At 59.1% G+C, this 24,379-nt stretch carries 25 protein-coding genes and 2 rRNA genes (1 of these 27 cut by a window edge); 16 read left to right on the top strand and 11 right to left on the bottom strand.

Translation table 11 applies throughout. From position 1 onward, the window contains the following. The 3 genes from AC3IT9_RS06855 to AC3IT9_RS06865 form a co-directional block, all read left to right on the top strand. A 23S ribosomal RNA gene (locus AC3IT9_RS06855) occupies positions 1-2,088 on the top strand; it begins 806 nt to the left of the window's first position. Positions 2,089-2,238: 150 nt separating this feature from the next. Next, a 5S ribosomal RNA gene (gene rrf, locus AC3IT9_RS06860) occupies positions 2,239-2,354 on the top strand. 197 nt (positions 2,355-2,551) lie between these two features. Continuing rightward, the gene (locus AC3IT9_RS06865) at positions 2,552-2,743 is read left to right on the top strand and encodes a YegP family protein (protein ID WP_489272474.1); all 192 of its coding nucleotides are present in this window, start codon (positions 2,552-2,554) and stop codon (positions 2,741-2,743) included. A gap of 50 nt (positions 2,744-2,793) precedes the next feature. On the opposite strand, the gene AC3IT9_RS06870 is transcribed toward AC3IT9_RS06865, so the two are convergent. Next, positions 2,794-3,000: a hypothetical protein gene (locus AC3IT9_RS06870; RefSeq protein ID WP_150724331.1), complete on the bottom strand. Its 207-nt coding sequence runs from the start codon at positions 2,998-3,000 to the stop codon at positions 2,794-2,796. A 251-nt stretch (positions 3,001-3,251) separates the two neighbouring features. On the opposite strand from AC3IT9_RS06870, the gene AC3IT9_RS06875 reads away from it, so the two are divergent. Beyond that, entirely contained in the window at positions 3,252-4,178 is a 927-nt protein-coding gene (locus AC3IT9_RS06875) for a LysR substrate-binding domain-containing protein (protein WP_150724332.1), read from the top strand. Between the two features lie 57 nt (positions 4,179-4,235). Next, positions 4,236-4,601: a 5-carboxymethyl-2-hydroxymuconate Delta-isomerase gene (locus AC3IT9_RS06880; RefSeq protein WP_489272475.1), complete on the top strand. Its 366-nt coding sequence runs from the start codon at positions 4,236-4,238 to the stop codon at positions 4,599-4,601. Positions 4,602-4,604: 3 nt separating this feature from the next. On the opposite strand, the gene AC3IT9_RS06885 is transcribed toward AC3IT9_RS06880, so the two are convergent. From AC3IT9_RS06885 to AC3IT9_RS06895, 3 genes are all read right to left on the bottom strand, one after another. Continuing rightward, positions 4,605-5,543: a LysR family transcriptional regulator gene (locus AC3IT9_RS06885; protein WP_489272477.1), complete on the bottom strand. Its 939-nt coding sequence runs from the start codon at positions 5,541-5,543 to the stop codon at positions 4,605-4,607. Between the two features lie 114 nt (positions 5,544-5,657). Continuing rightward, entirely contained in the window at positions 5,658-6,575 is a 918-nt protein-coding gene (locus tag AC3IT9_RS06890; protein ID WP_489272478.1) for a DMT family transporter, read from the bottom strand. Between the two features lie 13 nt (positions 6,576-6,588). Further along, positions 6,589-7,773, bottom strand: coding sequence for a cyanate transporter (locus AC3IT9_RS06895; RefSeq protein WP_489272480.1), 1,185 nt, complete (start codon positions 7,771-7,773; stop codon positions 6,589-6,591). Positions 7,774-8,269: 496 nt separating this feature from the next. On the opposite strand from AC3IT9_RS06895, the gene AC3IT9_RS06900 reads away from it, so the two are divergent. The 5 genes from AC3IT9_RS06900 to AC3IT9_RS06920 all read left to right on the top strand — a co-directional run bounded on the left by AC3IT9_RS06900 (position 8,270) and on the right by AC3IT9_RS06920 (position 14,200). Beyond that, a complete protein-coding gene (locus AC3IT9_RS06900) occupies positions 8,270-9,652 on the top strand; it encodes a glutamine synthetase family protein (protein ID WP_489272482.1) in 1,383 nt (460 codons plus the stop codon). Between the two features lie 190 nt (positions 9,653-9,842). After that, positions 9,843-11,492, top strand: a complete 1,650-nt coding sequence (locus AC3IT9_RS06905) for a phosphoethanolamine transferase (RefSeq protein ID WP_489273487.1) — start codon at positions 9,843-9,845, stop codon at positions 11,490-11,492. Between the two features lie 232 nt (positions 11,493-11,724). Then, complete coding sequence (gene rnd, locus AC3IT9_RS06910; protein WP_489272483.1) at positions 11,725-12,858, top strand: ribonuclease D; 1,134 nt, start codon at positions 11,725-11,727, stop codon at positions 12,856-12,858. Beyond that, complete coding sequence (locus AC3IT9_RS06915) at positions 12,855-13,148, top strand: YcgL domain-containing protein (protein WP_150757523.1); 294 nt, start codon at positions 12,855-12,857, stop codon at positions 13,146-13,148. Before rnd ends, AC3IT9_RS06915 begins: the two co-directional genes overlap by 4 nt. A gap of 119 nt (positions 13,149-13,267) precedes the next feature. Further along, positions 13,268-14,200, top strand: coding sequence for a D-2-hydroxyacid dehydrogenase (locus AC3IT9_RS06920; RefSeq protein ID WP_489272484.1), 933 nt, complete (start codon positions 13,268-13,270; stop codon positions 14,198-14,200). Between the two features lie 125 nt (positions 14,201-14,325). On the opposite strand, the gene AC3IT9_RS06925 is transcribed toward AC3IT9_RS06920, so the two are convergent. Then, positions 14,326-14,919 carry a nitroreductase family protein gene (locus tag AC3IT9_RS06925; RefSeq protein ID WP_150755681.1) on the bottom strand — a complete coding sequence of 198 codons (594 nt, stop codon included), beginning with the start codon at positions 14,917-14,919 and terminating at the stop codon, positions 14,326-14,328. Between the two features lie 164 nt (positions 14,920-15,083). Between AC3IT9_RS06925 and AC3IT9_RS06930 the strand changes: the two genes are divergently transcribed. Further along, positions 15,084-15,533: a YcgN family cysteine cluster protein gene (locus tag AC3IT9_RS06930; protein WP_489272486.1), complete on the top strand. Its 450-nt coding sequence runs from the start codon at positions 15,084-15,086 to the stop codon at positions 15,531-15,533. Positions 15,534-15,568: 35 nt separating this feature from the next. Further along, positions 15,569-16,798 carry a hypothetical protein gene (locus AC3IT9_RS06935; RefSeq protein ID WP_353742272.1) on the top strand — a complete coding sequence of 410 codons (1,230 nt, stop codon included), beginning with the start codon at positions 15,569-15,571 and terminating at the stop codon, positions 16,796-16,798. Between the two features lie 142 nt (positions 16,799-16,940). Here AC3IT9_RS06935 and AC3IT9_RS06940 read toward each other — a convergent pair whose 3' ends face one another. From AC3IT9_RS06940 to AC3IT9_RS06955, 4 genes are all read right to left on the bottom strand, one after another. After that, entirely contained in the window at positions 16,941-17,318 is a 378-nt protein-coding gene (locus tag AC3IT9_RS06940) for a YgaP family membrane protein (protein WP_489272487.1), read from the bottom strand. A 79-nt stretch (positions 17,319-17,397) separates the two neighbouring features. After that, positions 17,398-17,868: an RNA methyltransferase gene (locus AC3IT9_RS06945; protein WP_150724345.1), complete on the bottom strand. Its 471-nt coding sequence runs from the start codon at positions 17,866-17,868 to the stop codon at positions 17,398-17,400. A gap of 197 nt (positions 17,869-18,065) precedes the next feature. Further along, complete coding sequence (locus AC3IT9_RS06950) at positions 18,066-18,437, bottom strand: YajD family HNH nuclease (RefSeq protein ID WP_007898702.1); 372 nt, start codon at positions 18,435-18,437, stop codon at positions 18,066-18,068. A 50-nt stretch (positions 18,438-18,487) separates the two neighbouring features. Next, a complete protein-coding gene (locus AC3IT9_RS06955; RefSeq protein WP_150724346.1) occupies positions 18,488-19,174 on the bottom strand; it encodes a spermidine synthase in 687 nt (228 codons plus the stop codon). A 95-nt stretch (positions 19,175-19,269) separates the two neighbouring features. Here AC3IT9_RS06955 and AC3IT9_RS06960 point away from each other — a divergent pair, with 95 nt between their 5' ends. Next, positions 19,270-19,560 (top strand): hypothetical protein, encoded by a 291-nt coding sequence (locus tag AC3IT9_RS06960; RefSeq protein ID WP_489272488.1) that lies wholly within the window; start codon positions 19,270-19,272, stop codon positions 19,558-19,560. Here AC3IT9_RS06960 and AC3IT9_RS06965 read toward each other — a convergent pair. Beyond that, a complete protein-coding gene (locus tag AC3IT9_RS06965; protein ID WP_489272490.1) occupies positions 19,557-20,030 on the bottom strand; it encodes a cyclic nucleotide-binding domain-containing protein in 474 nt (157 codons plus the stop codon). The genes AC3IT9_RS06960 and AC3IT9_RS06965 overlap by 4 nt on opposite strands. A 212-nt stretch (positions 20,031-20,242) precedes the next feature. Continuing rightward, entirely contained in the window at positions 20,243-22,297 is a 2,055-nt protein-coding gene (locus AC3IT9_RS06970) for a S9 family peptidase (protein WP_489272491.1), read from the bottom strand. A gap of 214 nt (positions 22,298-22,511) precedes the next feature. Between AC3IT9_RS06970 and AC3IT9_RS06975 the strand changes: the two genes are divergently transcribed. From AC3IT9_RS06975 to AC3IT9_RS06985, 3 genes are read left to right on the top strand one after another with little or no spacing between them, the layout of a single operon-like run. Continuing rightward, complete coding sequence (locus AC3IT9_RS06975) at positions 22,512-23,009, top strand: MFS transporter (RefSeq protein ID WP_489272492.1); 498 nt, start codon at positions 22,512-22,514, stop codon at positions 23,007-23,009. 32 nt (positions 23,010-23,041) lie between these two features. After that, complete coding sequence (locus tag AC3IT9_RS06980) at positions 23,042-23,818, top strand: class II glutamine amidotransferase (protein ID WP_150724351.1); 777 nt, start codon at positions 23,042-23,044, stop codon at positions 23,816-23,818. Positions 23,819-23,831: 13 nt separating this feature from the next. After that, positions 23,832-24,374, top strand: coding sequence for a DUF2937 family protein (locus tag AC3IT9_RS06985; protein ID WP_489272493.1), 543 nt, complete (start codon positions 23,832-23,834; stop codon positions 24,372-24,374). The last annotated feature ends 5 nt before the right edge of the window (positions 24,375-24,379 follow it).

A 24,379-nucleotide genomic window follows, 5' to 3' on the forward strand; every position in this document is an offset into this window, starting at 1 on the left:
TCGAAAGCTATTTAGGTAGCGCCTCATGTATCACTGTAGGGGGTAGAGCACTGTTTCGGCTAGGGGGTCATCCCGACTTACCAAACCGATGCAAACTCCGAATACCTACAAGTGCCGAGCATGGGAGACACACGGCGGGTGCTAACGTCCGTCGTGAAAAGGGAAACAACCCAGACCGTCAGCTAAGGTCCCAAAGTTATGGTTAAGTGGGAAACGATGTGGGAAGGCTTAGACAGCTAGGAGGTTGGCTTAGAAGCAGCCACCCTTTAAAGAAAGCGTAATAGCTCACTAGTCGAGTCGGCCTGCGCGGAAGATGTAACGGGGCTCAAACCATACACCGAAGCTACGGGTATCACCTTCGGGTGATGCGGTAGAGGAGCGTTCTGTAAGCCTGTGAAGGTGAGTTGAGAAGCTTGCTGGAGGTATCAGAAGTGCGAATGCTGACATGAGTAACGACAATGGGTGTGAAAAACACCCACGCCGAAAGACCAAGGTTTCCTGCGCAACGTTAATCGACGCAGGGTTAGTCGGTCCCTAAGGCGAGGCTGAAAAGCGTAGTCGATGGAAAACAGGTTAATATTCCTGTACTTCTGGTTATTGCGATGGAGGGACGGAGAAGGCTAGGCCAGCTTGGCGTTGGTTGTCCAAGTTTAAGGTGGTAGGCTGGAATCTTAGGTAAATCCGGGATTCCAAGGCCGAGAGCTGATGACGAGTGTTCCTTTGGAACACGAAGTGGTTGATGCCATGCTTCCAAGAAAAGCTTCTAAGCTTCAGGTAACCAGGAACCGTACCCCAAACCGACACAGGTGGTTGGGTAGAGAATACCAAGGCGCTTGAGAGAACTCGGGTGAAGGAACTAGGCAAAATGGCACCGTAACTTCGGGAGAAGGTGCGCCGGTGAGGGTGAAGGACTTGCTCCGTAAGCCCACGCCGGTCGAAGATACCAGGCCGCTGCGACTGTTTATTAAAAACACAGCACTCTGCAAACACGAAAGTGGACGTATAGGGTGTGACGCCTGCCCGGTGCCGGAAGGTTAATTGATGGGGTTAGCTAACGCGAAGCTCTTGATCGAAGCCCCGGTAAACGGCGGCCGTAACTATAACGGTCCTAAGGTAGCGAAATTCCTTGTCGGGTAAGTTCCGACCTGCACGAATGGCGTAACGATGGCGGCGCTGTCTCCACCCGAGACTCAGTGAAATTGAAATCGCTGTGAAGATGCAGTGTATCCGCGGCTAGACGGAAAGACCCCGTGAACCTTTACTATAGCTTTGCACTGGACTTTGAATTTGCTTGTGTAGGATAGGTGGGAGGCTTTGAAGCGTGGACGCCAGTTCGCGTGGAGCCAACCTTGAAATACCACCCTGGCAACTTTGAGGTTCTAACTCAGGTCCGTTATCCGGATCGAGGACAGTGTATGGTGGGTAGTTTGACTGGGGCGGTCTCCTCCTAAAGAGTAACGGAGGAGTACGAAGGTGCGCTCAGACCGGTCGGAAATCGGTCGTAGAGTATAAAGGCAAAAGCGCGCTTGACTGCGAGACAGACACGTCGAGCAGGTACGAAAGTAGGTCTTAGTGATCCGGTGGTTCTGTATGGAAGGGCCATCGCTCAACGGATAAAAGGTACTCCGGGGATAACAGGCTGATACCGCCCAAGAGTTCATATCGACGGCGGTGTTTGGCACCTCGATGTCGGCTCATCACATCCTGGGGCTGAAGCCGGTCCCAAGGGTATGGCTGTTCGCCATTTAAAGTGGTACGCGAGCTGGGTTTAGAACGTCGTGAGACAGTTCGGTCCCTATCTGCCGTGGACGTTTGAGATTTGAGAGGGGCTGCTCCTAGTACGAGAGGACCGGAGTGGACGAACCTCTGGTGTTCCGGTTGTCACGCCAGTGGCATTGCCGGGTAGCTATGTTCGGAAAAGATAACCGCTGAAAGCATCTAAGCGGGAAACTTGCCTCAAGATGAGATCTCACTGGGACCTTGAGTCCCCTGAAGGGCCGTCGAAGACTACGACGTTGATAGGTTGGGTGTGTAAGCGCTGTGAGGCGTTGAGCTAACCAATACTAATTGCCCGTGAGGCTTGACCATATAACACCCAAGCAATTTGCGTCGAAAGGCCAGATTGCGGTGTGTGAAGACGAAAGAACCGAAAGTTCGTGATACTCACAAAACACCAAGCTGTCACATACCCAATTTGCTGAAGCGCGACCATCTGGTCGCGACTCAGTACCCGAATTTCTTGACGACCATAGAGCGTTGGAACCACCTGATCCCATCCCGAACTCAGCAGTGAAACGATGCATCGCCGATGGTAGTGTGGGGTTTCCCCATGTGAGAGTAGGTCATCGTCAAGATTAAATTCCGAAACCCCTATCTGCGTATGCAGGTAGGGGTTTTGTTTTTGTCCGCAGGAAAGTTGGCACACGGTTATTCAGGGTCGCCAGTGCGAAATATCCCCTGACATTGAAAGCAATCAGCCTGGAAGCTCCTCCTTTACTCTGGTTTCGCAGACCACTGATCTGCAGCCACCAGCAATCGCAAGGAGCGAGCAATGTATTTTGAGATTTACAGACAAGTCCGCGGCACCGTTCTGACCGGCAAGGGCCAATGGCGTTGGCGGTTGAGGGCAGGCAATCATGAAACGATTGCCAGCGGGGAGGCTTACGTCAACAAGGCTGATTGTGTGCATGCAATCAGTTTGATCAAAGGGACCTGCGAGCAGACCCCGATCAAGGAAATCTAGATAGAGGGCGGTGAAGCTGCTCGTACAGAGCAGCTTCGTTTCAATCCGTCTTACGGCTGGGTATGGCCCAGTTTTCTCTTGATCAGTTCGTAGACGTCCTTGTGGGTGGAGTTGTGCAGGGATTTGTCCTTGCAGGCGGAGGCGAGGAATGTCTTGACCTCTTCCCTGGCGTGCGGGTACAGGCTGGCGACGTAGTCGGCTTCGTGTACCTGGGTGCAGTTGAAATGTTTGTCGTCTTTGGCTTTGTCTCTGGCCATGGTGCCGCTCCTTGTGATTTCGCATGTTTTGGATGACGAGGGTGGTTTTTCACCTCGTGCGTCGCTGAGCTTAGGGACTCACGGGCTGCCTGCCAGGGGTTTCAGGTAAAAAGGAAGAGGCTGTAGGACTAGGCATGGAACAGCATTTTGCTTAAGCGTGAACGGCATCAGGCTGTTGAACCTGAGTTGGATAGACGGCAGTCGCACCAGCTACCTAAACTGTCAGCAGATTTGGGGATCGGGGGCAGTGGATGAATCGCAATGAACTTCGCAAGGCGGATATCAACCTGATGGTGGTATTCGAAGCGCTGATGCTCGAGCGCAATGTCACTCGGGTGGCGGAGAAGCTGTTTCTCGGTCAGCCGACCATCAGTTCGGCACTCAACCGCTTGCGTGCGATGTTCAATGATCCGCTGTTCATACGCGTAGGCCATCGCATGGAGCCGACGGCACGGGCCGAGGAGATCATCAGGCACCTGTCGCCAGCGCTGGATTCGTTGTCCGTAGCCTTGAGCCTGACCCATGATTTTGACCCGGCCAGCAGCACGATGACGTTCCGCATCGGGCTGTCCGACGATGTCGAGTTCGGCCTGTTGCCGCCATTGCTTCGAGCGCTGCGCCAGGAAGCGCCCAACGTGGTGTTCGTTGTGCAGCATGTCGATTACTGGCGGATTCCCGACTTGCTGGCGTCTGGCGATATCACGGTGGGTATCAGCCAGACCCGTGGCTTGCCGGCCAATGCCAAGCGCAAGTTGCTGCGGCACATCCAGCCCAGCATTTTGCGCGCCGATGCCTCCGACACACCGCTGACCCTCGATGAATATTGCGCGCGACCGCACGTGCTGGTGTCTCATACCGCCAACGTCAGTGGCTACGCCGACGAGTGGCTGGCGGACATCGGACGCACACGCCAGGTGGTGCTCTCGGTACCGCAATACAGTTCTTTGCCGGCCCTGCTTGCCGGGACGGACCTGATTGCCAGCCTGCCGGACTACACCGCCGAGGCGATGGCTGCATCGGGAGTGCTGTTCAAGGAACCCTTTCCGATCCAGACACCTACCCTGGACCTGTCCATGGTCTGGCTCAGTCATGTCGATACCGACCCTGCCGAGCGCTGGCTGCGCTCGCGGCTGGAAGCGTTCATGAGCGAGCGTGCGGTTTTGCCGCTGCCTGAATGAGCAGGGCGGTGCTGTGTTATATGTACGACCTTTCCACCCACTTACAGGAACTGACTCATGCCTCACCTGCACATGGAATATACCGCCAACCTGACTGATCTGAATGCCGATGTGGCATTGATGCGGTTGAACAATACATTGGTGGGTTCCGGTCAGTTTGCTGCCGAATTCGACATCAAGAGCCGCGCGGTCAAGGTCGAGACGTTCAAGGTTGGTACGGCACTGGCTGAGCGGGCGTTCGTGCATGTGAAACTGGCGTTGTTGAGTGGTCGTTCCGCAGAGATCAAGAAACAGCTGTCTGAAAGCCTGCTGGCGGTGGTGCGGGACCTGTGTGAATGGCCGGGCAGCATTGAGGTCCAGTTGTGCGTGGAAATTCTCGACATCGATCGCGACTCTTACAGCAAGACCGCCATCAACAACTGAGCATCAGGCCGTTTCCTGGTCGACGCAGGCCCGGATCACTTGCGCTCGCAGCCAGGTGTTGGCGCTGTCCTGATCGACACCCTGGTTCCACTGCATGTCGAGGGTGAAACCCGGCAAGCCTTCGGGCGCTTCACAGTGATTGAAGGTGTCTGCACTGGCCAGCAACCGCTGGATGCGCCGGGGCAGGGTCAGGGCATAGTCGGTGCCGGTAATCAGTTTCAGCGCTGCACTGTAGCTGTTGGCGCGTGCGACGATCTGGCGCTGTTGTGCCTGCTGCGCGAGCCAACCGTCGACCATGTTGGTGGCGGACGTCCAGGGTGTCGGGAACACGTGTCGACGTTCGACATAGGTTTGCAGGCTCAGGCGTGGTTCCGCCGGCGTGGCGCGTTTGTCGAACACACACACCAGATCATCTTCCAGCAGCGTCTGCGATTTGACATCGACGTGACTGCGATGAAAGTTCGGACCGAAGCACATCACCAGGTCGAGGCTGCTTTCGCGCAACGCTTCGGCAGGGATATCGGCCTGGAGCTTGAACACATTGACCATCACCGGAAGGTCGGCGAGGTCGAAGGTTTTCAACAGGCGCGGCAGGATCAGTTGCTCGAAATATTCCGGTGCGCAGATGTTGAAGGTCACGGGTTGCAGGCCCGGGTCGAACGTGGGTACGCCGGCGTGACACAGGTTGATGCTTTCCAGGATTTTCAGTACGTGGGGGTACATCGCGCGGGCCTTGCCGGTGGGCTGCATGCCACCGGTACGGGTATTGATGAACAGTTCGTCCTCGAAACTGGTGCGCAGTTTTTTCAGGCAGTAACTCACGGTGGACTGGCTGACGCAAAGCGTCTCGGATACGTCGGTGACGCTGTTCTGCTCATACACGGCGACGAACACCATGAGGTCCTGCATGTCGAGTTTTCTAAGCGAATTACTGTTCAGCATCCATTGCGTCTCGCTGCGTCCCTTGCGCTGACCGTGTGCAAGGGTGGGTGCATGATCCTAGCGGAATGGGCGAGCAGGGAGAATGCTTTGCGGGACATTTCGCCCAGGACCCTGTCAGCCCTGGACCATCGCCGACACCGTGCGGCGGCTGGTTATCAACAGCGCAAACATGCCGAGACCCACCAGCACCGCACCGGCCATTTCCAGCGACAGCGGCATCTGGCGCCCCCATAGCCAGTGAAACAAGGTGATGAACAGCGTGCTCAGGTAGATGTAGGAAATCACCGAGGACGGCGCGATCACGCCGATGGCCCGATGCAGCAGCCAAAACGTCGCCAGGGTGGCGAACACCGCCAGGTACATCAGCCAATAGAAATCGTTGAGCGTCAGTAATGATGCCGAGCGCCAACCGCCACTCAATCCACAGAACACCAGCAGAAACAGCGCACCGAACAGCATGTTCCAGAACGTCATGGGCACCGGCCCGCGTCCCTTGAGGCTATTGGCTTTCAGGCGCTGGCTGAGGGGGGCGTAGAGTGCCATCGCCAAACAACCGATGCCGTACACCGTCAATGCATAGGGCGATGGCAACTCGCCGGGACCCGTACCTTTCATGATCAACAAAACCGCCCCGGCAGCGGCGAGCAGCATCGGCACAATCCGTTGTTTCAGACGGCTGTCAGGTGTCAGCACGGCTTCGAACCCCAGGGTCATCAGCGGCACCAGCGTGAACATCGTCCCGGTGTTGACAGCCGAGGTGTAACGCAATGCTTCGAACAGCGAACCGAAGTACAGCGCCAGCAGCAGGCCGAGTACCGCGTGACCAAGCAGCCCGCGGGCGGTCATGACGGCATCGCCTCTAAGCAGTAACAGTGGCAGAAACACCACGGCACAAAACAACAGGCGCAAACCGGTCAGCAGGATCGGGTCGATGGCCTGGCTGACTTGCGCCGCCGCGGAAAACGATGCGGCGATCAACAAGGCCCAAAGCAGCATGCTGGCGTGAGCGACGGCGAAACCGGTGGTTTTCATGGCAGGCTCCGGGTCAATGGATGTGGCGGCTGTAGTGCCTTGGGTTGAAGCGCAAAACCATCAGCATCATCAGCGCCATGACCGCCGTCAGCGCCCACCAGGCCCATTCAAAGCTGCCGAGCTGGTCGCGGATGATCCCCGCCAGCAGCGGCGACAGGCCGGCGATCAAGTAGCCGATGCCTTGCACGAATGCGGTCAGGCCACCGGCGCGAAATGGATTGTCCAGGTGGTCCAGCGATACGATCAGGCTCATCGGGAACAGGCCGCCAATGCCCAGCCCCAGCAGGCTTGGCCACATCAGGCTCAAATGCTGCGGGCTCAGAATCAGTCCGCAGAAACCGGCGATGATCAGTGTCAGCAATACCATCAGCACGACGCGGCGGTCGCGGCTGCGGTTGGCGATGACGGGCGTCAGCAGGCCCGACAGTACTTCCATGGCGGTCAGAAACCCGAGCAGCAATCCGGCGTTCTGCTCGCTCCAGCCTTTTTCCACGTAGTACGGCGCCAGCCAGGCCAGAACACAGGTGTAGGACGCAGTGCCCAGGCCAAAGAAAATCGCGAGTAACCATGCGCGGGAATTGGCGAAGTACGAATTTTTGCTGGATGCCTTCGAATCCAGTGTTGGCATCCCCGCGCTTTGGCTGCGCCAGAAAAGCAACGCCAGCACGGCGAGAACGGTCCAGATCGCCAGGCCCATACGCCAGCTTCCAGTACGCGCCATCACCAGCGGCGCAAAGGAAGCCCCCATGGCGGCACCGCCCATGATCGATGTGACGTAGAGCCCCATGCACAGGGCAACGTGGTCGCTGAAGCGGGATTTGATCAGCGCTGGCATCAGGGCCTGGATCAGGGCGATCCCGATACCCGCTAGTACTGCGCTGAGGAGCAACTCCACGGCTGAATCAAGGAACAACCGCGAAACCGTGGCCACGCCGATGATCAGCAACGAGAACACCACCGTGCGCTGATCGCCGAATCGCTGGCTGACGCGCAGGCCGAAAAACATCGCCAATCCCATGGCCGTCACCGGCAACATTGTCAGCAGTGAAGCCTGGCTGAAGCTCAGTGCAATGTCGTCGCGAATCGCCGAGAGCAGAGGCCCGACAGCGGCCATGGAAGGGCGCAGGTTCAGGGCAACCAGGACAATGCTGAACATGAGCCAGAGGGCAGGGCGGGAAGTGGCTCGGGTGTTTTCCATGATCGGACCTTGAACAGAAGGGGTCCGATTAGGCGCGCGAGGCCCGAAGTGGGCAAATCAGAAAGTCTGGGGTGGTATTTAGAAATCAAATACAGACCTTCTCCCACAGGAGGCAGCATAAAACAGCCAAATGTTTAGCCAGACGACATCCAAGGTTCTTCAAATCCTGATTTAACGACTTAAGCCATCGTGTGACGCTGCGGGTCATCTGTTTTCTGCGGTTCTCTCTATGGGCGGTTGGCCAGTCGCAATCCACTTCAAGGCATCCATCGACGTTCGAGCGTCGAGCCTTGGTCGTCGATTCACACCCGCCACCGCGCCAAACCTCTCTGCACTTCCTTCTGAACTGGCTTTCTGGGCGCTGTGGCATTGCCGCCATGCGCGCCCGCCGGATTCCTGCTTTTTCCGCTGATTGTTCCTACATATTCCGCTCGATGGCGGGATTAAAGTGCGGGTGCTTTTGCGTACCCGTCTGACACGGAAAAAGAGAGTTCCCATGAGTTGTGCCACGACCTCGTTTGCCACCCAGCAAGAAGCCCTGACCTTTCTGGAGCAGAACCCGGATATTGAAATGTTCGAGCTGTTCATCCTCGACAACAACGGTGTGCCGCGGGGCAAGTTGCTGCATCGTGATGAGTTGCTGGCGGTGTATGAAAGCGGGCGGCCATTGCCGAGCACCATCCTCGGCCTGACCATCAACGGCGATGACGTGGAAAACTCCGGGCTGGTCTGGGATGTCGGTGATATCGACTGCCGGGCCTACCCGGTCAGTGGCAGCCTCACGCGTATGCCGTGGCGCCTGATACCGACCGCGGCCGTGCAGGTCAGCATGCACCCGACTGAGGGAATGCCCGCCACCATTGCCGATCCCCGCCACTTGCTGGCTAAAGTCATCGAAGGTTTGCAGGCTGACGGTTATTACCCGGTCATGGCGGCGGAATTGGAGTTCTACCTGCTGGACCAACAACGCGACAGCAATGGCCGACCGCAACCGGCGCGGGATGTCGATGGCGGGCGTCCGCACGGCACTCAGGTCTATGGTTTGCGCGAGCTTGAACAGATCGAGCCGTTCCTGGCCGATCTCTACAGCGCCTGCAAGCTCCAGGGGATTCCCGCGCGCACGGCCATTTCCGAATACGCGCCCGGGCAAGTGGAAATCACCCTCGAACACCGCACCGACGCGCTACAGGCGATGGATGAAGCGGTGCGCTACAAGCGTCTGGTCAAGGGTGTGGCGCACAAACACGGCATGACAGCCTGCTTCATGGCCAAGCCTTTCGATGACCTGGCCGGCACCGGGATGCACATGCACGTGAGCCTGGCGGACAAGGACGGCAACAACCTCTTCGCCAGCGAAGCCCCGGATGGAACGCCACTACTCAAGCAGGCCGTCGCCGGCATGCTCAGTACCTTGCTCGATTCGCTGTTGCTGTTCTGCCCCAACGCCAACTCCTACCGGCGATTCCAGGCCAACAGCTATGCACCCCTGGCGGCCACCTGGGGCGTGGACAATCGCACCGTGAGCCTGCGCGTACCTGGCGGGCCGGCGTATTCCCGGCACATCGAACACAGAATCTGTGGCGCAGATGCCAACCCCTATCTGGCGGCTGCGGCGATTCTGGCCGGTATTCATCGCGGTATCCGCGAACAACTCGATCCCGGTGCGCCGGTGGAAGGCAATGGCTACGCCCAGGCTGCGAAACTGTTGCCGACCGACTGGCTGACCACTTTGCGATCGCTGGAAGGTTCGAGTTGGGCCAGGGAAGCCTTCGGCGGTGAATTCCTCGGCGTCTACCTGGCGGTGAAGCGCGCCGAATATCGTCAATTCATGGGGGAGGTCGGTGAACAGGACTGGCGCTGGTATTTGCACCAGGCTTGAGTCGAATCTGAATCGGGGCTGAACCATTCTCAAATAGTCTGAAAGTGTCAGGCGGACTTAATAAGCCAACTAATTGTTGGCTTATTTTTCACAAAAAATTGATTGTTGGCTGCCTAAAATTACAGCTGTCTCGGTAAATGAAATTTTCACATTTGCCGAAGATACTTATTTTCAGGATCCGCCAAATATCATGCTTAAGATTAAAGCTGTGCGCCCTGAATGGGTGACACTGATTGCCAGCACGTTTTTGTTAGTTGGCTTCAATTACGTACTTTGGCAACACCTGTTCGAAATCACCGCATCCGATGGCAAAGGCATCGTCATGCGCGTGGCCTTCGGAGCGATGATCTTCGCGGCCTTCAACATTGTGCTGACCCTGCTGGCATTCCGGCCGGTGCTCAAACCGATCCTGACCCTGCTGTTCATGACCAGCGCAGGGGTGGCGTATTTCATGAGCCAGTATGGTGTTCTGATCGACACCGGCATGTTGCGTAACTTAGCTGAAACCAATGCCACGGAAGTGCGTGACTTACTGTCGCTCAAGTTGTTTGTGTATATTTTTCTGCTCGGCGTTTTGCCATCCTGGCTGTTGTGGAAGACGCCGATTAATTATCGTCGTTGGCACCGTGAACTACTCAGTAAAGTTCTGGTGGTTTTTGCCTCGGCAGCAGTCATTGGTGGTGTTGCACTGGTTAACTATCAAGGGCTGTCTTCGCTGTTTCGCAATCACCACGAGTTACGCCTGATGGTGGTGCCAAGCAACTACATTGGTGCCTCGGCTGGCTTCTTGCGCGAGCAGGTTGCGTCTGCACATCAGCCTTTTGTGAAGCTCGGTGAAGATGCCCGGCGCAATCCGGCCTGGCAAACTCACGGGCGCAAATCCCTGACGGTTCTTGTCGTGGGTGAAAGTGCCCGGGCGGAGAACTTCGGCATCCTTGGCTATAGCCGCGACACCACTCCGACACTGAGTAAGGAAGATGGCCTGATCGCATTCACCGATGTGCATTCCTGCGGTACTGAGACCGCCGTATCGGTGCCTTGCATGTTCTCCAATATGGGACGCAAGGACTACAACGCCAGCAAGGCAAAGAACGAAGAAGGCCTGCTGGACGTGCTCAAGCATGCGGGTATCGACGTGATCTGGCGTGACAACCAGTCAGGCTGCAAAGGTACGTGCGATCGCGTCACCGTTGACGACGTCAGCAATCTGAAGGACCCGGCGCTGTGCGCCAACAGCGAATGCCGCGACGAAATCCTGCTGCAAGGGCTACAGCATTTCATCGATACCCTGGACAAGGACACGGTATTGGTATTGCACCAGATGGGCAGCCACGGTCCGGAGTACTTCAAGCGTTATCCGAAAGAGTTCGAGCGCTTCACCCCGGTTTGCGAGAGTAATGCCCTGAACAATTGCAGTCGCGAAAGTATCGTCAATGGCTACGACAACACCTTGGTCTATACCGACCACGTGCTGTCGACCTTGATCGATCTGCTGCGCAGCAACCAGGACAAAGTGGATACCGCGATGCTGTATCTGTCGGACCACGGCGAGTCCCTGGGTGAATACAACTTGTTCCTCCACGGCACGCCTTACATGCTGGCACCGGAGCAGCAAAAGCATGTCGCCATGTTTGCCTGGTTCTCCGACAGCTATAAAAAGTCGTTTGCGGTAGACACCCACTGCCTGCAACAGAGCCGTGAAAAGCCCCTGAGCCAGGACAACCTGTTCCATTCGATGCTTGGGCTGCTGGAGGTCAACAGCAAGGTCTACAACCAGGATCTGGACATGTTTGCCGGATGTCGCGGTCCAGTGGCCGACGGCGTGTTGGCCAAGGGTTGATTGCCTCTGACTCTGTTTCACGCAACGACCGCCGACCTGGCTTTTGGCCGGTGTTGGCCGGGCACGGTGATTCTCGCGACGGTTCCAGATGCTGGGTAAGACCAGCTAGCTCGGCTTTGTAGGACTATTCTTTATGTCACGCAGTAATTTTCGCTAACGCTCTTGTTCAGTGGATGCGCGGAAATCGCCGGGGGCGATATATACTGCGCGCCATTCTTCAAGGGAGAGCCGTGTGGCCATCGATATTCACTGGATTCGCGACAACGATAGCCTCGGACGGTTGTGCGCCGAGTGGCAACAGTTGCCATTCGTTGCCCTCGACACCGAATTCATGCGGGTCGACACCTTCTACCCGATCGCCGGCCTGCTGCAGATCGGTGATGGCGTTCGCGCCTATCTGATCGACCCGCTGACCATCGACAACTGGCAGCCATTGGCCGCGTTGCTGGAAAACCCGGCGGTGCTCAAGGTTGTCCACGCGTGCAGCGAAGACCTCGAAGTCCTGCTACGCCTGACCGGCAGCCTGCCGACGCCACTGTTCGATACGCAGTTGGCTGCCGCTTACCTGAACCTCGGTTTTTCCATGGGCTATTCGCGGCTGGTGCAGGAAGTGCTCGGCATCGACCTGCCCAAGGGTGAAACCCGTTCCGACTGGCTGCAACGTCCGCTTTCCGAAACCCAGATCAGCTATGCCGCCGAAGACGCCGTGCATTTGGCTGAAGTCTTCGTAAAGCTGCGTCCAAAGCTGTCTGACGAGAAATACACCTGGGTCCTGGAAGACGGCGCCGAACTGGTGGCCAACCTGCGCCGCGAGATCGACCCGTACGAGGTCTATCGCGATGCCAAGCTGGCCTGGAAGTTGTCCCGCGCTCAACTCGCCGTTTTGCGTGAGCTCTGCGCCTGGCGCGAAAAGGAAGCCCGGGTCCGCGACCTGCCGCGCAACCGGATTATCCGCGAGCATTCGTTGTGGCCGCTGGCGCGTACGCAACCGGATAACCTCGGTGCCTTGGCGAAAATCGAAGACATGCACCCGCGTACCGTGCGTCAGGACGGGGAGTTTCTGCTTGATCTGATCAAGCGCTCTGGCAGTGTGTCGCCTGATCAATGGCCGCCAGCCGTGCCGGAGCCGTTGCCGGTGGATGCCGCTGCGCTGCTCAAACAAATGAAGGCCATAGGCCAGGCCGAAGCCGAGCGCCTGAACATCGCGCCGGAACTGATGCTGCGCAAGAAAACCCTGGAAGCGCTGCTCAAGAGCGGCTTCCCCAATGGTCCCTACCAATTGCCTGATTCGCTGCGTGGCTGGCGCCGCGAATTGATGGGCCAGGCGCTGCTCGACAGCCTGGTCACCGCCGGAGAACAGCCTTGAAACGTATTTGTTCCATCTATCGCAGCTCGAAGAGAAACGAAATGTACCTGTATGTGCTCAAGAGCGACGCTCTGGAGCGCGTGCCGGAGTCCCTGATGGCAGCCTTCGGCAAGGCCATCCACGCGTTCGACCTGGTGCTGAGCCCCGAGCGCAAACTGTCGCGCGAGGACATCACGGTCGTGCTGGAAAACCTCGAAAAACAGGGCTATCACCTGCAAATGCCACCTGCCGAAGACGAGTACATCGAGCACTTGCCGGAAGAGTTGTTGCGTCGCAACGATCCGATGTGAGCGCCAGACAGGCTCTGTTCAGAGTGGTTATGAAACACTGATTGATTTTAGCGATGGCAGCATCGACGGAGCACTGCTCCGTCGGCGGCCGTCTGCACCGTTTTTGAAAGGTTTGAAGCATGCGCGTCCTGATTGCTGAACACGACCACCCGGTGTACGCCCAACTGTTGCGCGAGGCGGCACCGGACCTGGAGGTGCTGACCAGCGGTGATTCCGCCGAACTGGCCAGCCAGGCCGCCGATTGCCCGGTGTGGCTCGGCCAGCCTGATTTGCTGGCGACCCTGCTACGCCAGGGCCATCAACCGCAATGGCTGCAATCGACCTGGGCCGGCATCACGCCGCTGCTGGCCGATGGCTTGCCGCGGCACTATCGGCTGACCCGTGCAGTCGGAATCTTCGGCCAGGTCATGGCCGAGTATGTGCTCACGTACATGCTCGGTCACGAACGTGAAGTGCTGGCGCGACTGGTCAGCCAGGTCGAGCGCAAGTGGGACAGTCGCCATGGCCAGAGCCTGGCGGGGCGTAAGGTGTTGATCGTCGGCACCGGTGATATCGGCCAAAGTGTCGCGCAGTTCCTCACGCCGTTCGGCGTCGAGTTGTATGGCGTTGCCAGCAGCGCGCGGGAACAGGCACCGTTTATCGAAGTCGGTTCACTGGCGGATCTGCCGCGGCTGGTCGGTGAAGTCGATTACGTGGTCAACCTGCTGCCGAACACGCCGGAAACCCACGATATCTACGACGCTGCGCTGTTCAAGCAATTCAAGCCGACCGGGTTGTTCATCAACGCCGGGCGCGGTGTGGCGGTGGTCGATGCGGATCTGGTGGATGCCTTGAAGGAAGGCCATCTGGCTGGCGCAGTAATCGACGTGTGCCGTCAGGAACCCCTGCCCCAGCGTCATCCGTTCTGGACGGCCTGGGGCCTGCTGCTGACCGGTCACAGCTCGGCACCGACTTCGCCTTCGATGATGGTGAAGCTGTTTGTCGAGAACCTGCGAGCGTATCAGGCGGGAGAGGCGTTGCGCGGGGAAGTGGATTTCGATCGCGGGTATTAAATCCAATGCGGTCAAAGTGTGGGAGCGGGCTTGCTCGCGAATGCGGTGTATCAGTCGACAATTACAGTGACTGATACACCGCATTCGCGAGCAAGCCCGCTCCCACATTGGTTTTACGGTGGGGCTCAGAGGGTGAAATCACCTTCAGCCGCCAACTCGTTCAATGGGCGACGCGGGCTCGGTTCTTCTCGGGCTTGCAGGTAATCCGCCAGGCTCGCCTTGTCCCCCAGCTTGCCCACCGCGACGGCCGCGTGCAGGGCGTAGCCTTCAGGAATGTTCAGCTCCTTGCGGGTCAGCTCCTGGTCGAAGCCGGCCATGCCGTGGGTGTGCCAGCCGCTCAGGCTCGCTTGCAAGGCCAGGTGGCCCCAGGCGGAACCGGTGTCGAAGGTGTGCCACAGGGCCGGGGTTTCTTCGGTGGCGCCAGGCGCGGTGAAGGTGGTTTTCGAAATCACGATCACCAGGGCCGACGCATGTTGCGCCCAGCTGCGGTTGAATTCGTTCAGCAGGCCCAGGTAACGCTCCCAGTTCGGCGTGTCGCGACGTGCGTAGAGGAAGCGCCAGGGTTGCGAGTTGTAGGCCGAGGGTGCCCAGCGGGCGGCTTCGAAGAAGCTCAGCAGGGTTTCCTCTGCAATCGTTTCGCCAGTGAATGCGCGGGGCGACCAGCGATCGGTGAACTGAGGGTGAATGGCGTAATCGGCAACGCGTGGGTTGGCGCTCATCAAGAGATTCCTGGCTACGTTTGAAAGTGGGAGCAACACAAAACCCTACTTGGCAGCGCAAAAACTGACAAGCCCGTTCTACCGACAGTCGCCAATGCTTGGCCCAAAGGGCTTCGGGCACTAGACTGGCGGCCTTTTCACCACCTGATGTCGATACTCGAACCATGGCCGCCAAAGTAGAACCGTTCTGGATACGCAAGACCCTCGATCAACTCGATCAGGAGGAATGGGAGTCGCTGTGCGACGGCTGTGGATTGTGCTGCCTGCAAAAGCTTGAAGACGAAGACGACAACAGCGTCTATTACACGCGCATCGCCTGCAAGTTGCTGGACCTGAAAACCTGCCAGTGCAAGGACTATCCCAACCGCCGTGACTCGGTGCCGGACTGTATCCAGCTCACGCCGGGCAAGGCCGACGAATTCAAATGGCTGCCGCCGACCTGCGGCTATCGCCTGGTCAGCGAAGGCAAGGAGCTGCCGTTGTGGCATCACCTGGTGTGTGGTGATCGCGATGCCGTTCATCACGAGCGGATCTCCCAGTCCGGGCGCATGCTCGCCGAAGGCAGCGTGCCGGAAGATGACTGGGAAGATCACCTGATTTTCCGCGCAGGCTGATTGCCTGAGGTTCATGGTTTCACGAAGGAGTGTGTATGGCTGTGGGATGGCGGCAGGCGTTGATCCTTGGATTACTGGTCGTGAATTCGCCCGCATGGGCTGCGAACAAGGTCAATCTGGATTACCACGTGCGCCTGTTGCCGCAGAGCGATCAGGCCGAAGTGCGCCTGACGCTCGCCCAGGGGGCGGCGGTACGCAGCCTGGATTTCAACCTCGGCGACGGCAGCCGCTACAGCGACTTCAAGGCTGACGGCCAATGGCAGCTGACCCCCGGTAAAACGGCGCGTGGTGTCTGGCGTCCGGCCGCCGACAAGGCCAGCCTGACCTACCGCGTGAACATCAGCCATAGCCGCAAGAATGGCAGTTTCGAGACGCGCATGACGCCAAACTGGGCGTTGATGCGCGGCGACGATCTGGTGCCGGTTGCCAGGCTCGATCAACAGGACGGCATCGAACTGGTTTCACGCCTTGAATTCGAACTGCCCGGTGGCTGGAAAAGCGTTGAAACCGCGTGGCCACGAATCGGCCCGAATAAATTCCGTATCGATAACCCTTCCCGACTGTTCGACCGGCCCACGGGCTGGATGCTCGCTGGCCAGCTCGGCAGCCGTCGTACTCGTCTGGGCGAGACCGAAGTCACTGTCGCCTCGCCGCTGGGGCAGGGCATGCGCCGTATGGATGTGCTGACGCTGCTGACCTTCGTCTGGCCGCAAGTGCAGGCGCTGTATCCGCGACACCCGGGCAAACTGCTGATCGTCGGGGCCAATGATCCCATGTGGCGCGGCAGCCAGTCGGCGCACGAGTCGATCTATCTCAACAGTCACCTGCCGTTGGTCAGCGAAAGCGGCACCAGTGCCCTGGTCCGCGAGTTGGCCCAGATGTTCGGGCGTATCAATGGCACCCGGCGCAGTGACTGGATCCGCGAAGGCTTTGCCGAGTATTACGCCATCGAACTGGTGCGCCGGGCCGGCGGCATGAGCGATGAACGCTACGAGAACCTGCACGGCAAACTGGTCAGGAGCAGCCAGAAGGTCACCACGCTGCGCGGTGAGCAGATCAACCCGGCACAGGTGGCCAGGGCGGTGGCGTTGCTGCAGGAACTGGACCGCGAGATTCGCCTGAAAACCCATAACAAGCGGTCGCTGGACGACGTGTTGCGCGGGGCGATGCGGCTGGGGGATATCGATACCCAGGCGTTTGTTCAGCTCAGCGAGAGCGTGATCGGTGGCTCTTCAAAGGTATTGAGTACCGAGTTGATTCAGTGAGTCCGTCATCGCGAGCAAGCTCGCTCCCACAGTGATTGGGGGTGAACACAAATGTTGTGAACGCCACATGACCCTGTGGGAGCGAGCTTGCTCCGGGCGGCGTTCCGACGATAGGGCCATCAGCCCCGCCGGACAAGCCTGATCAAACCCCGGCCTTCGGCGACTTCAACGAATCATTTCCGGTAACGGTCGCGGTTTTGGTCGCCGCCTCGGCATTGGCCTTCAACTGGCTCAGTTCTTCACCCGCCCGCTGGATTTTCGCCCGCACGTTTTTCATGTCCTGACGGCCTTTCTCCAGCAGGCTTTTAGCCGAGCTGTGGCCGGTAATACCGCGCGCCAGCGCCACGCCGCCGATGGTCACCTGGATCAGGCCAAAGATCCCACCACGCCGCAGGCCCTTGCCCACCATCACCACGCCGCCAGCCAGGGAGCCAATGCGCTCCCAGCCCTGCACGTTCTGCTCGGAAGGGCTCTGGAACGGGGTGGATTCGATACGCTCGACGCGTTTGAGTTCGCTCATGGTCTGTCTCCAGGCTTCAGGGATCGATAGTCAAGCTGACAGCCGTGGCGGGCAGCTCGTTCAATCGGATGTGCGGCGATTAGCGGAATTTTGGCCCGGAGCGGGTATTGAGCCCCTTGGACATGCGGTCGTAGAGCACGACGTTGACCGTGGCGGCCAGGTTCATGCAGCCGGTGGTCGGAATGTAGACCACGTCTTCGCACCAGTCGCGAATCTCTTTATCCAGCGATCCGTCTTCCGGGCCAAAGATGTAGAGCGCGCGATCCGGGTGGGTGTATTCCGGCAACGGGCGGGCGCCGTCGACGAGTTCCACGGCGACGGGCACACAGTTGAGGGGCAGGATTTTCTTCAGGTCGTCGATGCCGATCAGCGGGATGTCGTAATGCACGCGCTTGGTATCGGTGACGAAGTCGGCGGCGCGCTCATAGCGCTTGCCGGTGTAGAACACCGACGCCACGCCATAACAGCCAGCGGCGCGCATCACCGAACCGACGTTCTCCGGTGATTTGGGGTTATACAAACCAATGCAGCTGTACCGTTTGTCTGCCACGAGCGGGGTGCCTTTCGGAAAAAAGCGCGATTATACGGGGATTGGGGCGGGGGTGTTCGGTTTGAGATTGGTGGTGTCTGAGCGATTGCTATCGCGAGCAGGCTCGCTCCCACAGTTGACCGAGGTGTCCTGACGGACGCAGAACAATGTGGGAGCGAGCCTGCTCGCGAAGGGGCCGGTTCAGGTACAGAAGAACTTCAGTCTTCTTTTTTCATGAGACCCGCCAACGCCGCAAACGGGTTGTGCGTGGCCTTGGCGATTTTCGGCGTGCTGAGGGAGCCTTCGTCGAAATACTGCTGGTCGGTGTAACGCGAGTGTTCATTATCGTGGCAGTACAGGCACAACAGCTCCCAGTTCGAGCCGTCCTGCGGGTTGTTGTCGTGGTTGTGGTCGCGGTGGTGCACGGTCAGTTCGCTCAGGCGCTTGCCGGAGAACTCACGGGCGCAGCGGCCACAGACGTGCGGGTACATCTTCAGGGCCTTGTCGCGGTAGCCCATTTCCTTGTCGCGCTGGTTGTCGGCGAGGATGCGATCCAGCTTCGAAGTGTTGGTCGGGGTGGACGAACTCATGGGTTCACCTTTGTAGAAAGACTAATGACGGTTATAGGGTGAAGTTTAGCCTAGCCCTTGAGCTTCTCGGCAATCCAGATGGTGTGGCGGGTGCCCTTGTTGCCGTGGGCGAAGACCTGCACTTCCTCGGCCTTGAAACCCGCCTTCTTCAGTTTGTCGGAAAATTGCCGGTCAGCGCTGGCCGACCACACGGCCAGCACGCCTTTGGGGCGCATGGCTCTGGCGCAGGCATTCAGTCCGGCGGCGGAATACAGCCAGCTGTTGGCTTTCTGGGTCAGGCCTTCGGGGCCGTTGTCGACGTCGAGCATGATCGCATCGAAACCCTGGGGTTCGGCTTGCAGGACTTTGGCCACGTCTTCCATGCGAATCACGGTCCGTGGGTCTTGAAGCGGGTTTCCGGCTTTCTCGCCGAGTGGTCCGCGATTCCATTCCACAACGCCAGGCACTAATTCAGCGACCACCACTTCGGCGGTCTTGCCCAAATGCTTGAGCGCCGAGGCGAGGGTGAAACCCATGCCCAGGCCGCCGATGAGTACCCGAGAATTCGGTCGGCCGGCAACCTTGCGACACGGAATTTCGGCCAGGGCATCTTCGGAACCGTGCATGCGCGTGTTCATCAATTGTCCGCCATCGCCGCCCTGGATCTTGATGACAAAATCCTCGCCGTATTCGAACAGGCACAGGGCGCCGCCGTTTTCAGGGATGGGGGTGGTGTCCAGCAGAACGAAACGTTTCATGGGGCTCACTTGAAGAAAATTGGCAGAACTCGGGAGGGCAAACAGACGCAGTTGGGAGTAGCCTGTTTATGACGACAAGGTCAACGGAGCCATTGATGAAGCGCACCATTCTAACGGTCATTGCCCTGGCCGCGCTCTCGATAACTGCAGTGCAGGCTCAACAGCTGCAATCGATTCCCGTCAGCCCCGCGCCGATACCCGGTTCACCCGGCACCGCGACGCCCACGCCGTACCCGCAAATCAGCCCGGCACCATTACCTAAAGTCGGCCCCGGCAGTAGCGGTCCGCCGTTGGTGCCGATTGAAATGCCGAGCCCGCCGACCAAGGATCAGCCCGTGCCGGGGATTGAGCCAAACCTGCCGAAACCCAAGTCGCTGGGCGGCTAGACCTGCTGCGAAAGCAGTTGGCCGTCGGCCATGCGCAGGCGTTTGGAGAGGGACACGGCGAGGGCGCGGATGATCTTGGCGGCGATTTTCGGTGCGTCGTTGAGCATCTTTTCCAGCGAGTCCTTGCCCAGGTTGAGCAACTGGCAGTTGCTCGCAGCCACGCAACTGGCCGAGCGCCGCTCGCCATCAAGCACGGCCATTTCGCCGAACGAGCGGCCGCTGCGCAACGTGGCAATGGTGACTCGTTGCCCGTCAGCGGTGGTTTTCTGCACCGCCACCTGACCGGTGTGGATGATGCACATGAAACTGCCCGCATCGCCCTCCTGGAAGAGTTCCTCGCCCTGGGCAATGGTGCTGATACTGAAGTAGCCCGAAGCTGCGGCGAAGTCCGCCGGCAGCAGTTGATTGAACAGGCCGCAATCCATCAGCCAGTCGCGAATTTCGTTGTTCAGAAAGGTTGGTTCAGACATGTCGTCTCGGTCTTTTTTGTGTGTTGCTGACTCGAATTTGAATTCACCGAAAATCCCTTGTGGGAGCGAGCTTGCTCGCGATTGCGGCTTCACAGGCAACGGTAATGTTGATTGTGCTGACGCCATCGCGAGCAAGCTCGCTCCCACAGGGGGCAGGTGTTGTATCGGCTACCAGCGTCCGGAATTAAGACCGGTTCATCGGCCCAGGTTCCTCAGGCAATACCCAGTACCTTGAACAAAAATGCATATTCGAGTGCTACGTCACGCAATCCCTGATATCGACCGCTCATCCCGCCATGCCCGGCACCCAGCTCAGTCTTGAGCAGCAGGGGATTGCTGTCGGTCTTGGTCGCGCGCAATTTCGCCACCCACTTGGCCGCTTCCCAATACTGCACGCGGCTGTCGTTGTAGCCGGCGATCACCAGGGTCGCCGGATAAGCTTGTGCGGTGACGTTTTCGTACGGGGCGTAGGCTTTGATCCGATCATGGACGTCCGGTTCTTCAGGGTTGCCCCACTCGTCGTATTCCGTCACGGTCAATGGCAGGTCAGGGTCGAGCATGGTGTTGAGTACGTCGACGAACGGTACTTCGGCGATGGCGGCGCCAAACAGTTGGGGCCGTTGATTGAGCACCGCGCCGATCAGCAAGCCACCGGCGCTACCGCCACTGATCGCCAACTGCGCTGCAGTGGTGAAGCCTTGGGCGATCAGGTGTTCGGCGCAGGCGATAAAGTCGCTGAAGGTGTTGTGCTTGTGCTCCTGCTTGCCGGCGCGATACCAGGCTTCCCCCAGTTCGCCGCCGCCACGCACGTGGGCAATGGCAAACGCCATGCCGCGATCCAGCAGGCTCAGGCGCGCATGGGAAAACCACGGGTCGAGGCTTTCGCCATAGGCACCATAGCCGTAGAGGTACAGCGGCACGGGTTTGCCCAGGTCTGTGCGTTTGATCACCAGGCTGATGGGCACTTGCGTGCCGTCCGGCGCAGTGGCCCACAGGCGCTGGCTGACGTAGGCGTCGGCATCGAACGGGCCGAGCACCGGGGTTTGCTTGAGCACTTTCTGCTCACTGGTCGCCAGTTCAAGCTGGCGGATTTGCGCCGGACGGTTCAACGCTTCGTAGCGCAGGCGAATCCGGTCGCTTTCGAACTCCAGGCTGTTTTGTACGTGCAGGCTATAGGCTGCGTCTGGCAGTTGCACGCGATATGGCGCCAGGCCTTGCGGGTGAACTTCAATGACCGGCAAGCCGCCGACCCGCAGGCTGAGGGTCATGGCCCGGGTGTTCAGGCTGATGCCGTCGATCATCACCGTGTCGCTGTGGGGGATCAGGTTCTGCCAGTCGGCTTCGGTCGGCGCGGCGCCGGTATCGACAGCGGTGTACAAGGCGAAATTGATGCCGTCACGGTTGCTGCGAATGAACCAGGTCCTTTGACCGTCGAGTACGCCGTGGTCGACGTCGTACTCATGATCCTCGACTCGTGGCGCGATGCAGGTAAAGGCTTGCTGCGGCTGGTTGGCGTCGAGGACCCAGGCTTCGCTGGTAGTCTTGCTGCCCACGGACAGCAGCAATTGCTGCTCGGAGCTTGAACGGTAGCAATGCATGAAGAAGCGACCGTCCGGCTCATGGAACACTTCTTCGGCCGCCGTGCCGTCCAGTCGATAGCGATACAGCTTGTGCGGGCGATGGGTATCATCCAGTTCGCCAAAGAACAGCGTCAGGCTGTCGTTGGCCCAGGTCATGCTGCCGTCGCAGTCCTGGAATTCCAGCTCGCTGACGCGGCCGTCGGACAATTCCTTCACGAACAGCGTGTAAATCTCGTCGCCACTGGAGTCGATGCTGTAGGCCAGACGCTGGTGGTCCGGGCTGATGCTGAACGCACCCAGGGAAAAGAAGCCGCCCTTGGCCAGTTCGTTAGGGTCCAGCAGCAGTTGTTCACGGCTTTCGTCGAGGGTCAGGCTGTCATCGGCCGGACGCGGACAGCGGTAGTGCCGGGCGTACTCATCGCCCGCCGTGGTGCGGGTGTAATACAGATACGGTCCCCACGGCGAGGGCAGGGACAGATCGGTCTCGAGAATCCGGCCCTTGATCTCTTCGAACAGGGTTTCACGCAGCTCGGCCTGGTCGGCGGTTTGCGCTTCCTGATAGCTGTTTTCGGCCTTCAGGTAGTCGAGCACTGCCTTGGTGTCGCGCTCTTGCAGCCAGGCATACGGGTCCAAGCCTTCAGCCATGTGGGCAATCGGAGCGTCGTGAATGTTGGTGGATAGGGGCATGAAGGGCTCTCGAACAGTGTACGGAATAGGGGCTGGCAACCTGTGGGAGCGGGCTTGCTCGCGAAGGCGTTGGGTCAGTCAATATCATTGTTGAATGATAAGCCGCATTCGCGAGCAAGCCCGCTCCCACATGGATAGCGCCCAACAGTCAGGCATTGATGCAGCCTGATGGGCGAAAAGTCGTTATCATAAGCGCCTCTTTGCCTGCCTTGCCATGGACACCATGACCGAGAACGACTATCTGATCGCTTGGGGCCTCTACGCCTTCGCCGCTTTGGGCTGCCTGTTGGTGTGGATGCGCTTGACCCGCTGGATGTGGCGTTGGCTGCGTGAGCCATTGCGGCTGGCGATGGTCGTGCTGCTGTTCAGCCCGACCATCATCGACCCTGTCAAGGATAAAGTCGCACCGGCCATCGCCATTACCGCGCTCGACCTGCTGTTCAAGGTCGGCAATAACGCCTGGCGGGCGATTTCCGATCTGTTGATGTACGGCATGATCGCGTTCGGCCTCTATCTGGTGCTGGTGGCGATCCGTTTCCCCATCGAGCGCGCCTCGAACGCCCGCAAGGAGCGTGAGGCTGTCACCCAAGCCGCCGTCCGCGCCGACGAGCCCGAGGGTGATCAACCGTTCGGCGGTGCCGGCGATGATCGTTACGGTCGTCCACCTGTGCCGAGCAGCCCTCAGCGGATGCGAGTCGAACCCCGTCTGTAACCTTGCCCCTGCGATTGAGCGAGAGTCCGAGCATGTGTGAGTTATTGGGCATGAGCGCCAATGTCCCGACCGATATCGTGTTCAGCTTCACCGGGCTGATGCAGCGCGGCGGACGCACCGGCCCGCACCGCGATGGCTGGGGCATTGCCTTCTATGAAGGCCGTGGGCTGCGGTTGTTCCAGGACCCGGCGGCGAGCTGCGAGTCGGAAGTCGCGAACCTGGTGCAGCGCTATCCGATCAAGAGCGAAGTGGTGATCGGGCACATCCGCCAGGCCAACGTCGGCAAGGTCTCCCTGTCCAACACGCATCCGTTCGTCCGTGAGCTGTGGGGGCGCAACTGGTGTTTCGCCCATAACGGCCAATTGGCGGACTTCCAGCCAGTGGCCAGTTTCTATCGCCCGGTTGGCGATACCGACAGCGAAGCGGCGTTCTGCGATTTGCTCAACCGTGTGCGTGCGGCGTTCCCCGAGCCGGTCGAGGTCGAAGCATTGCTGCCGGATCTGGTGGCCGCTTGCGCCGAATACCGCAGCAAAGGCGTATTCAACTGCCTGCTCAGCGACGGCGACTGGCTGTTCTGCTATTGCTCGACCAAGCTGGCGCAAATCACCCGGCGCGCACCGTTTGGCCCGGCGCGCTTGAAAGATGTCGACGTGATCGTCGATTTTCAGGCCGAAACCACGCCTAACGATGTGGTCACCGTCATCGCCACCGAACCCCTGACCGAAAACGAAACCTGGACCCGTTACGAACCGGGTCAATGGAGCCTGTGGCGACGCGGCGAATGCGTCAGCCAGGGCCAGACCTCATAAGGATTCAACCCCCATGTTGCTCAGTTATCTACGGCTGGTGTTGTTTGCGGCGGGCCTGTTGATCGGTGTCCAGGTGCCGGGCTTCATCAGCGATTACGCCAAGCGGGTAGAGGCGCATCTGATCGAGGCGCAAGCCGGGTTGAGTGGCTTCCAGAACACCGCCAATCAGTTCTTCAAGGGTGACATGCAGGCCCTGGTGGCCCACTACCGCGCCAGCGAAGACCCGATCTTTCGCAGCGATGCCGACAGCCTGGGCAACCTGCTGACCCGTCAGGTGGCGTTGGACAAGCAATTCCAGGCGATGCAGGGCCCGTGGTACATCCGCTTCCTGCAAGTGGTGTTGGCCGCCGATCCGGATATCCGCAAGGAAACCTGGAATGGCTACAGCTACCAGATCCTGTTGACGCCCGAGGCGATGGTCTGGGGCATCAGCGGCGCGTTGCTGCTGTCGTTCGGGATCGAGTGCCTGTTCCGTCTGATCGACTGGGTGGTGCTGGGCGGTAAGCGTCTGCGCCAGAGCCGGCCGATCGAAGAGCGGGATTTGCGCGGCTTGTAACACCG

Source organism: Pseudomonas sp. KH_046_1 (genome assembly GCF_057839025.1).

Excerpts from the sequence above, each read along its gene's own strand:
- AC3IT9_RS06970 (WP_489272491.1), bottom strand. The coding sequence starts at position 22,297 with ATGCCCCTATCCACCAACATTCACGACGCTCCGATTGCCCACATGGCT.
- AC3IT9_RS06935 (WP_353742272.1), top strand. The coding sequence starts at position 15,569 with ATGGCTGTGGGATGGCGGCAGGCGTTGATCCTTGGATTACTGGTCGTG.
- AC3IT9_RS06890 (WP_489272478.1), bottom strand. The coding sequence starts at position 6,575 with ATGAAAACCACCGGTTTCGCCGTCGCTCACGCCAGCATGCTGCTTTGG.
- AC3IT9_RS06955 (WP_150724346.1), bottom strand. The coding sequence starts at position 19,174 with ATGAAACGTTTCGTTCTGCTGGACACCACCCCCATCCCTGAAAACGGC.
- AC3IT9_RS06875 (WP_150724332.1), top strand. The coding sequence starts at position 3,252 with ATGAATCGCAATGAACTTCGCAAGGCGGATATCAACCTGATGGTGGTA.
- AC3IT9_RS06975 (WP_489272492.1), top strand. The coding sequence starts at position 22,512 with ATGGACACCATGACCGAGAACGACTATCTGATCGCTTGGGGCCTCTAC.
- AC3IT9_RS06900 (WP_489272482.1), top strand. The coding sequence starts at position 8,270 with ATGAGTTGTGCCACGACCTCGTTTGCCACCCAGCAAGAAGCCCTGACC.
- AC3IT9_RS06885 (WP_489272477.1), bottom strand. The coding sequence starts at position 5,543 with ATGCTGAACAGTAATTCGCTTAGAAAACTCGACATGCAGGACCTCATG.
- AC3IT9_RS06985 (WP_489272493.1), top strand. The coding sequence starts at position 23,832 with ATGTTGCTCAGTTATCTACGGCTGGTGTTGTTTGCGGCGGGCCTGTTG.
- AC3IT9_RS06960 (WP_489272488.1), top strand. The coding sequence starts at position 19,270 with ATGAAGCGCACCATTCTAACGGTCATTGCCCTGGCCGCGCTCTCGATA.
- AC3IT9_RS06920 (WP_489272484.1), top strand. The coding sequence starts at position 13,268 with ATGCGCGTCCTGATTGCTGAACACGACCACCCGGTGTACGCCCAACTG.
- AC3IT9_RS06930 (WP_489272486.1), top strand. The coding sequence starts at position 15,084 with ATGGCCGCCAAAGTAGAACCGTTCTGGATACGCAAGACCCTCGATCAA.
- AC3IT9_RS06870 (WP_150724331.1), bottom strand. The coding sequence starts at position 3,000 with ATGGCCAGAGACAAAGCCAAAGACGACAAACATTTCAACTGCACCCAG.
- AC3IT9_RS06895 (WP_489272480.1), bottom strand. The coding sequence starts at position 7,773 with ATGGAAAACACCCGAGCCACTTCCCGCCCTGCCCTCTGGCTCATGTTC.
- AC3IT9_RS06865 (WP_489272474.1), top strand. The coding sequence starts at position 2,552 with ATGTATTTTGAGATTTACAGACAAGTCCGCGGCACCGTTCTGACCGGC.
- AC3IT9_RS06905 (WP_489273487.1), top strand. The coding sequence starts at position 9,843 with ATGCTTAAGATTAAAGCTGTGCGCCCTGAATGGGTGACACTGATTGCC.
- AC3IT9_RS06980 (WP_150724351.1), top strand. The coding sequence starts at position 23,042 with ATGTGTGAGTTATTGGGCATGAGCGCCAATGTCCCGACCGATATCGTG.
- AC3IT9_RS06880 (WP_489272475.1), top strand. The coding sequence starts at position 4,236 with ATGCCTCACCTGCACATGGAATATACCGCCAACCTGACTGATCTGAAT.
- AC3IT9_RS06925 (WP_150755681.1), bottom strand. The coding sequence starts at position 14,919 with ATGAGCGCCAACCCACGCGTTGCCGATTACGCCATTCACCCTCAGTTC.
- AC3IT9_RS06950 (WP_007898702.1), bottom strand. The coding sequence starts at position 18,437 with ATGAGTTCGTCCACCCCGACCAACACTTCGAAGCTGGATCGCATCCTC.
- AC3IT9_RS06940 (WP_489272487.1), bottom strand. The coding sequence starts at position 17,318 with ATGAGCGAACTCAAACGCGTCGAGCGTATCGAATCCACCCCGTTCCAG.
- AC3IT9_RS06965 (WP_489272490.1), bottom strand. The coding sequence starts at position 20,030 with ATGTCTGAACCAACCTTTCTGAACAACGAAATTCGCGACTGGCTGATG.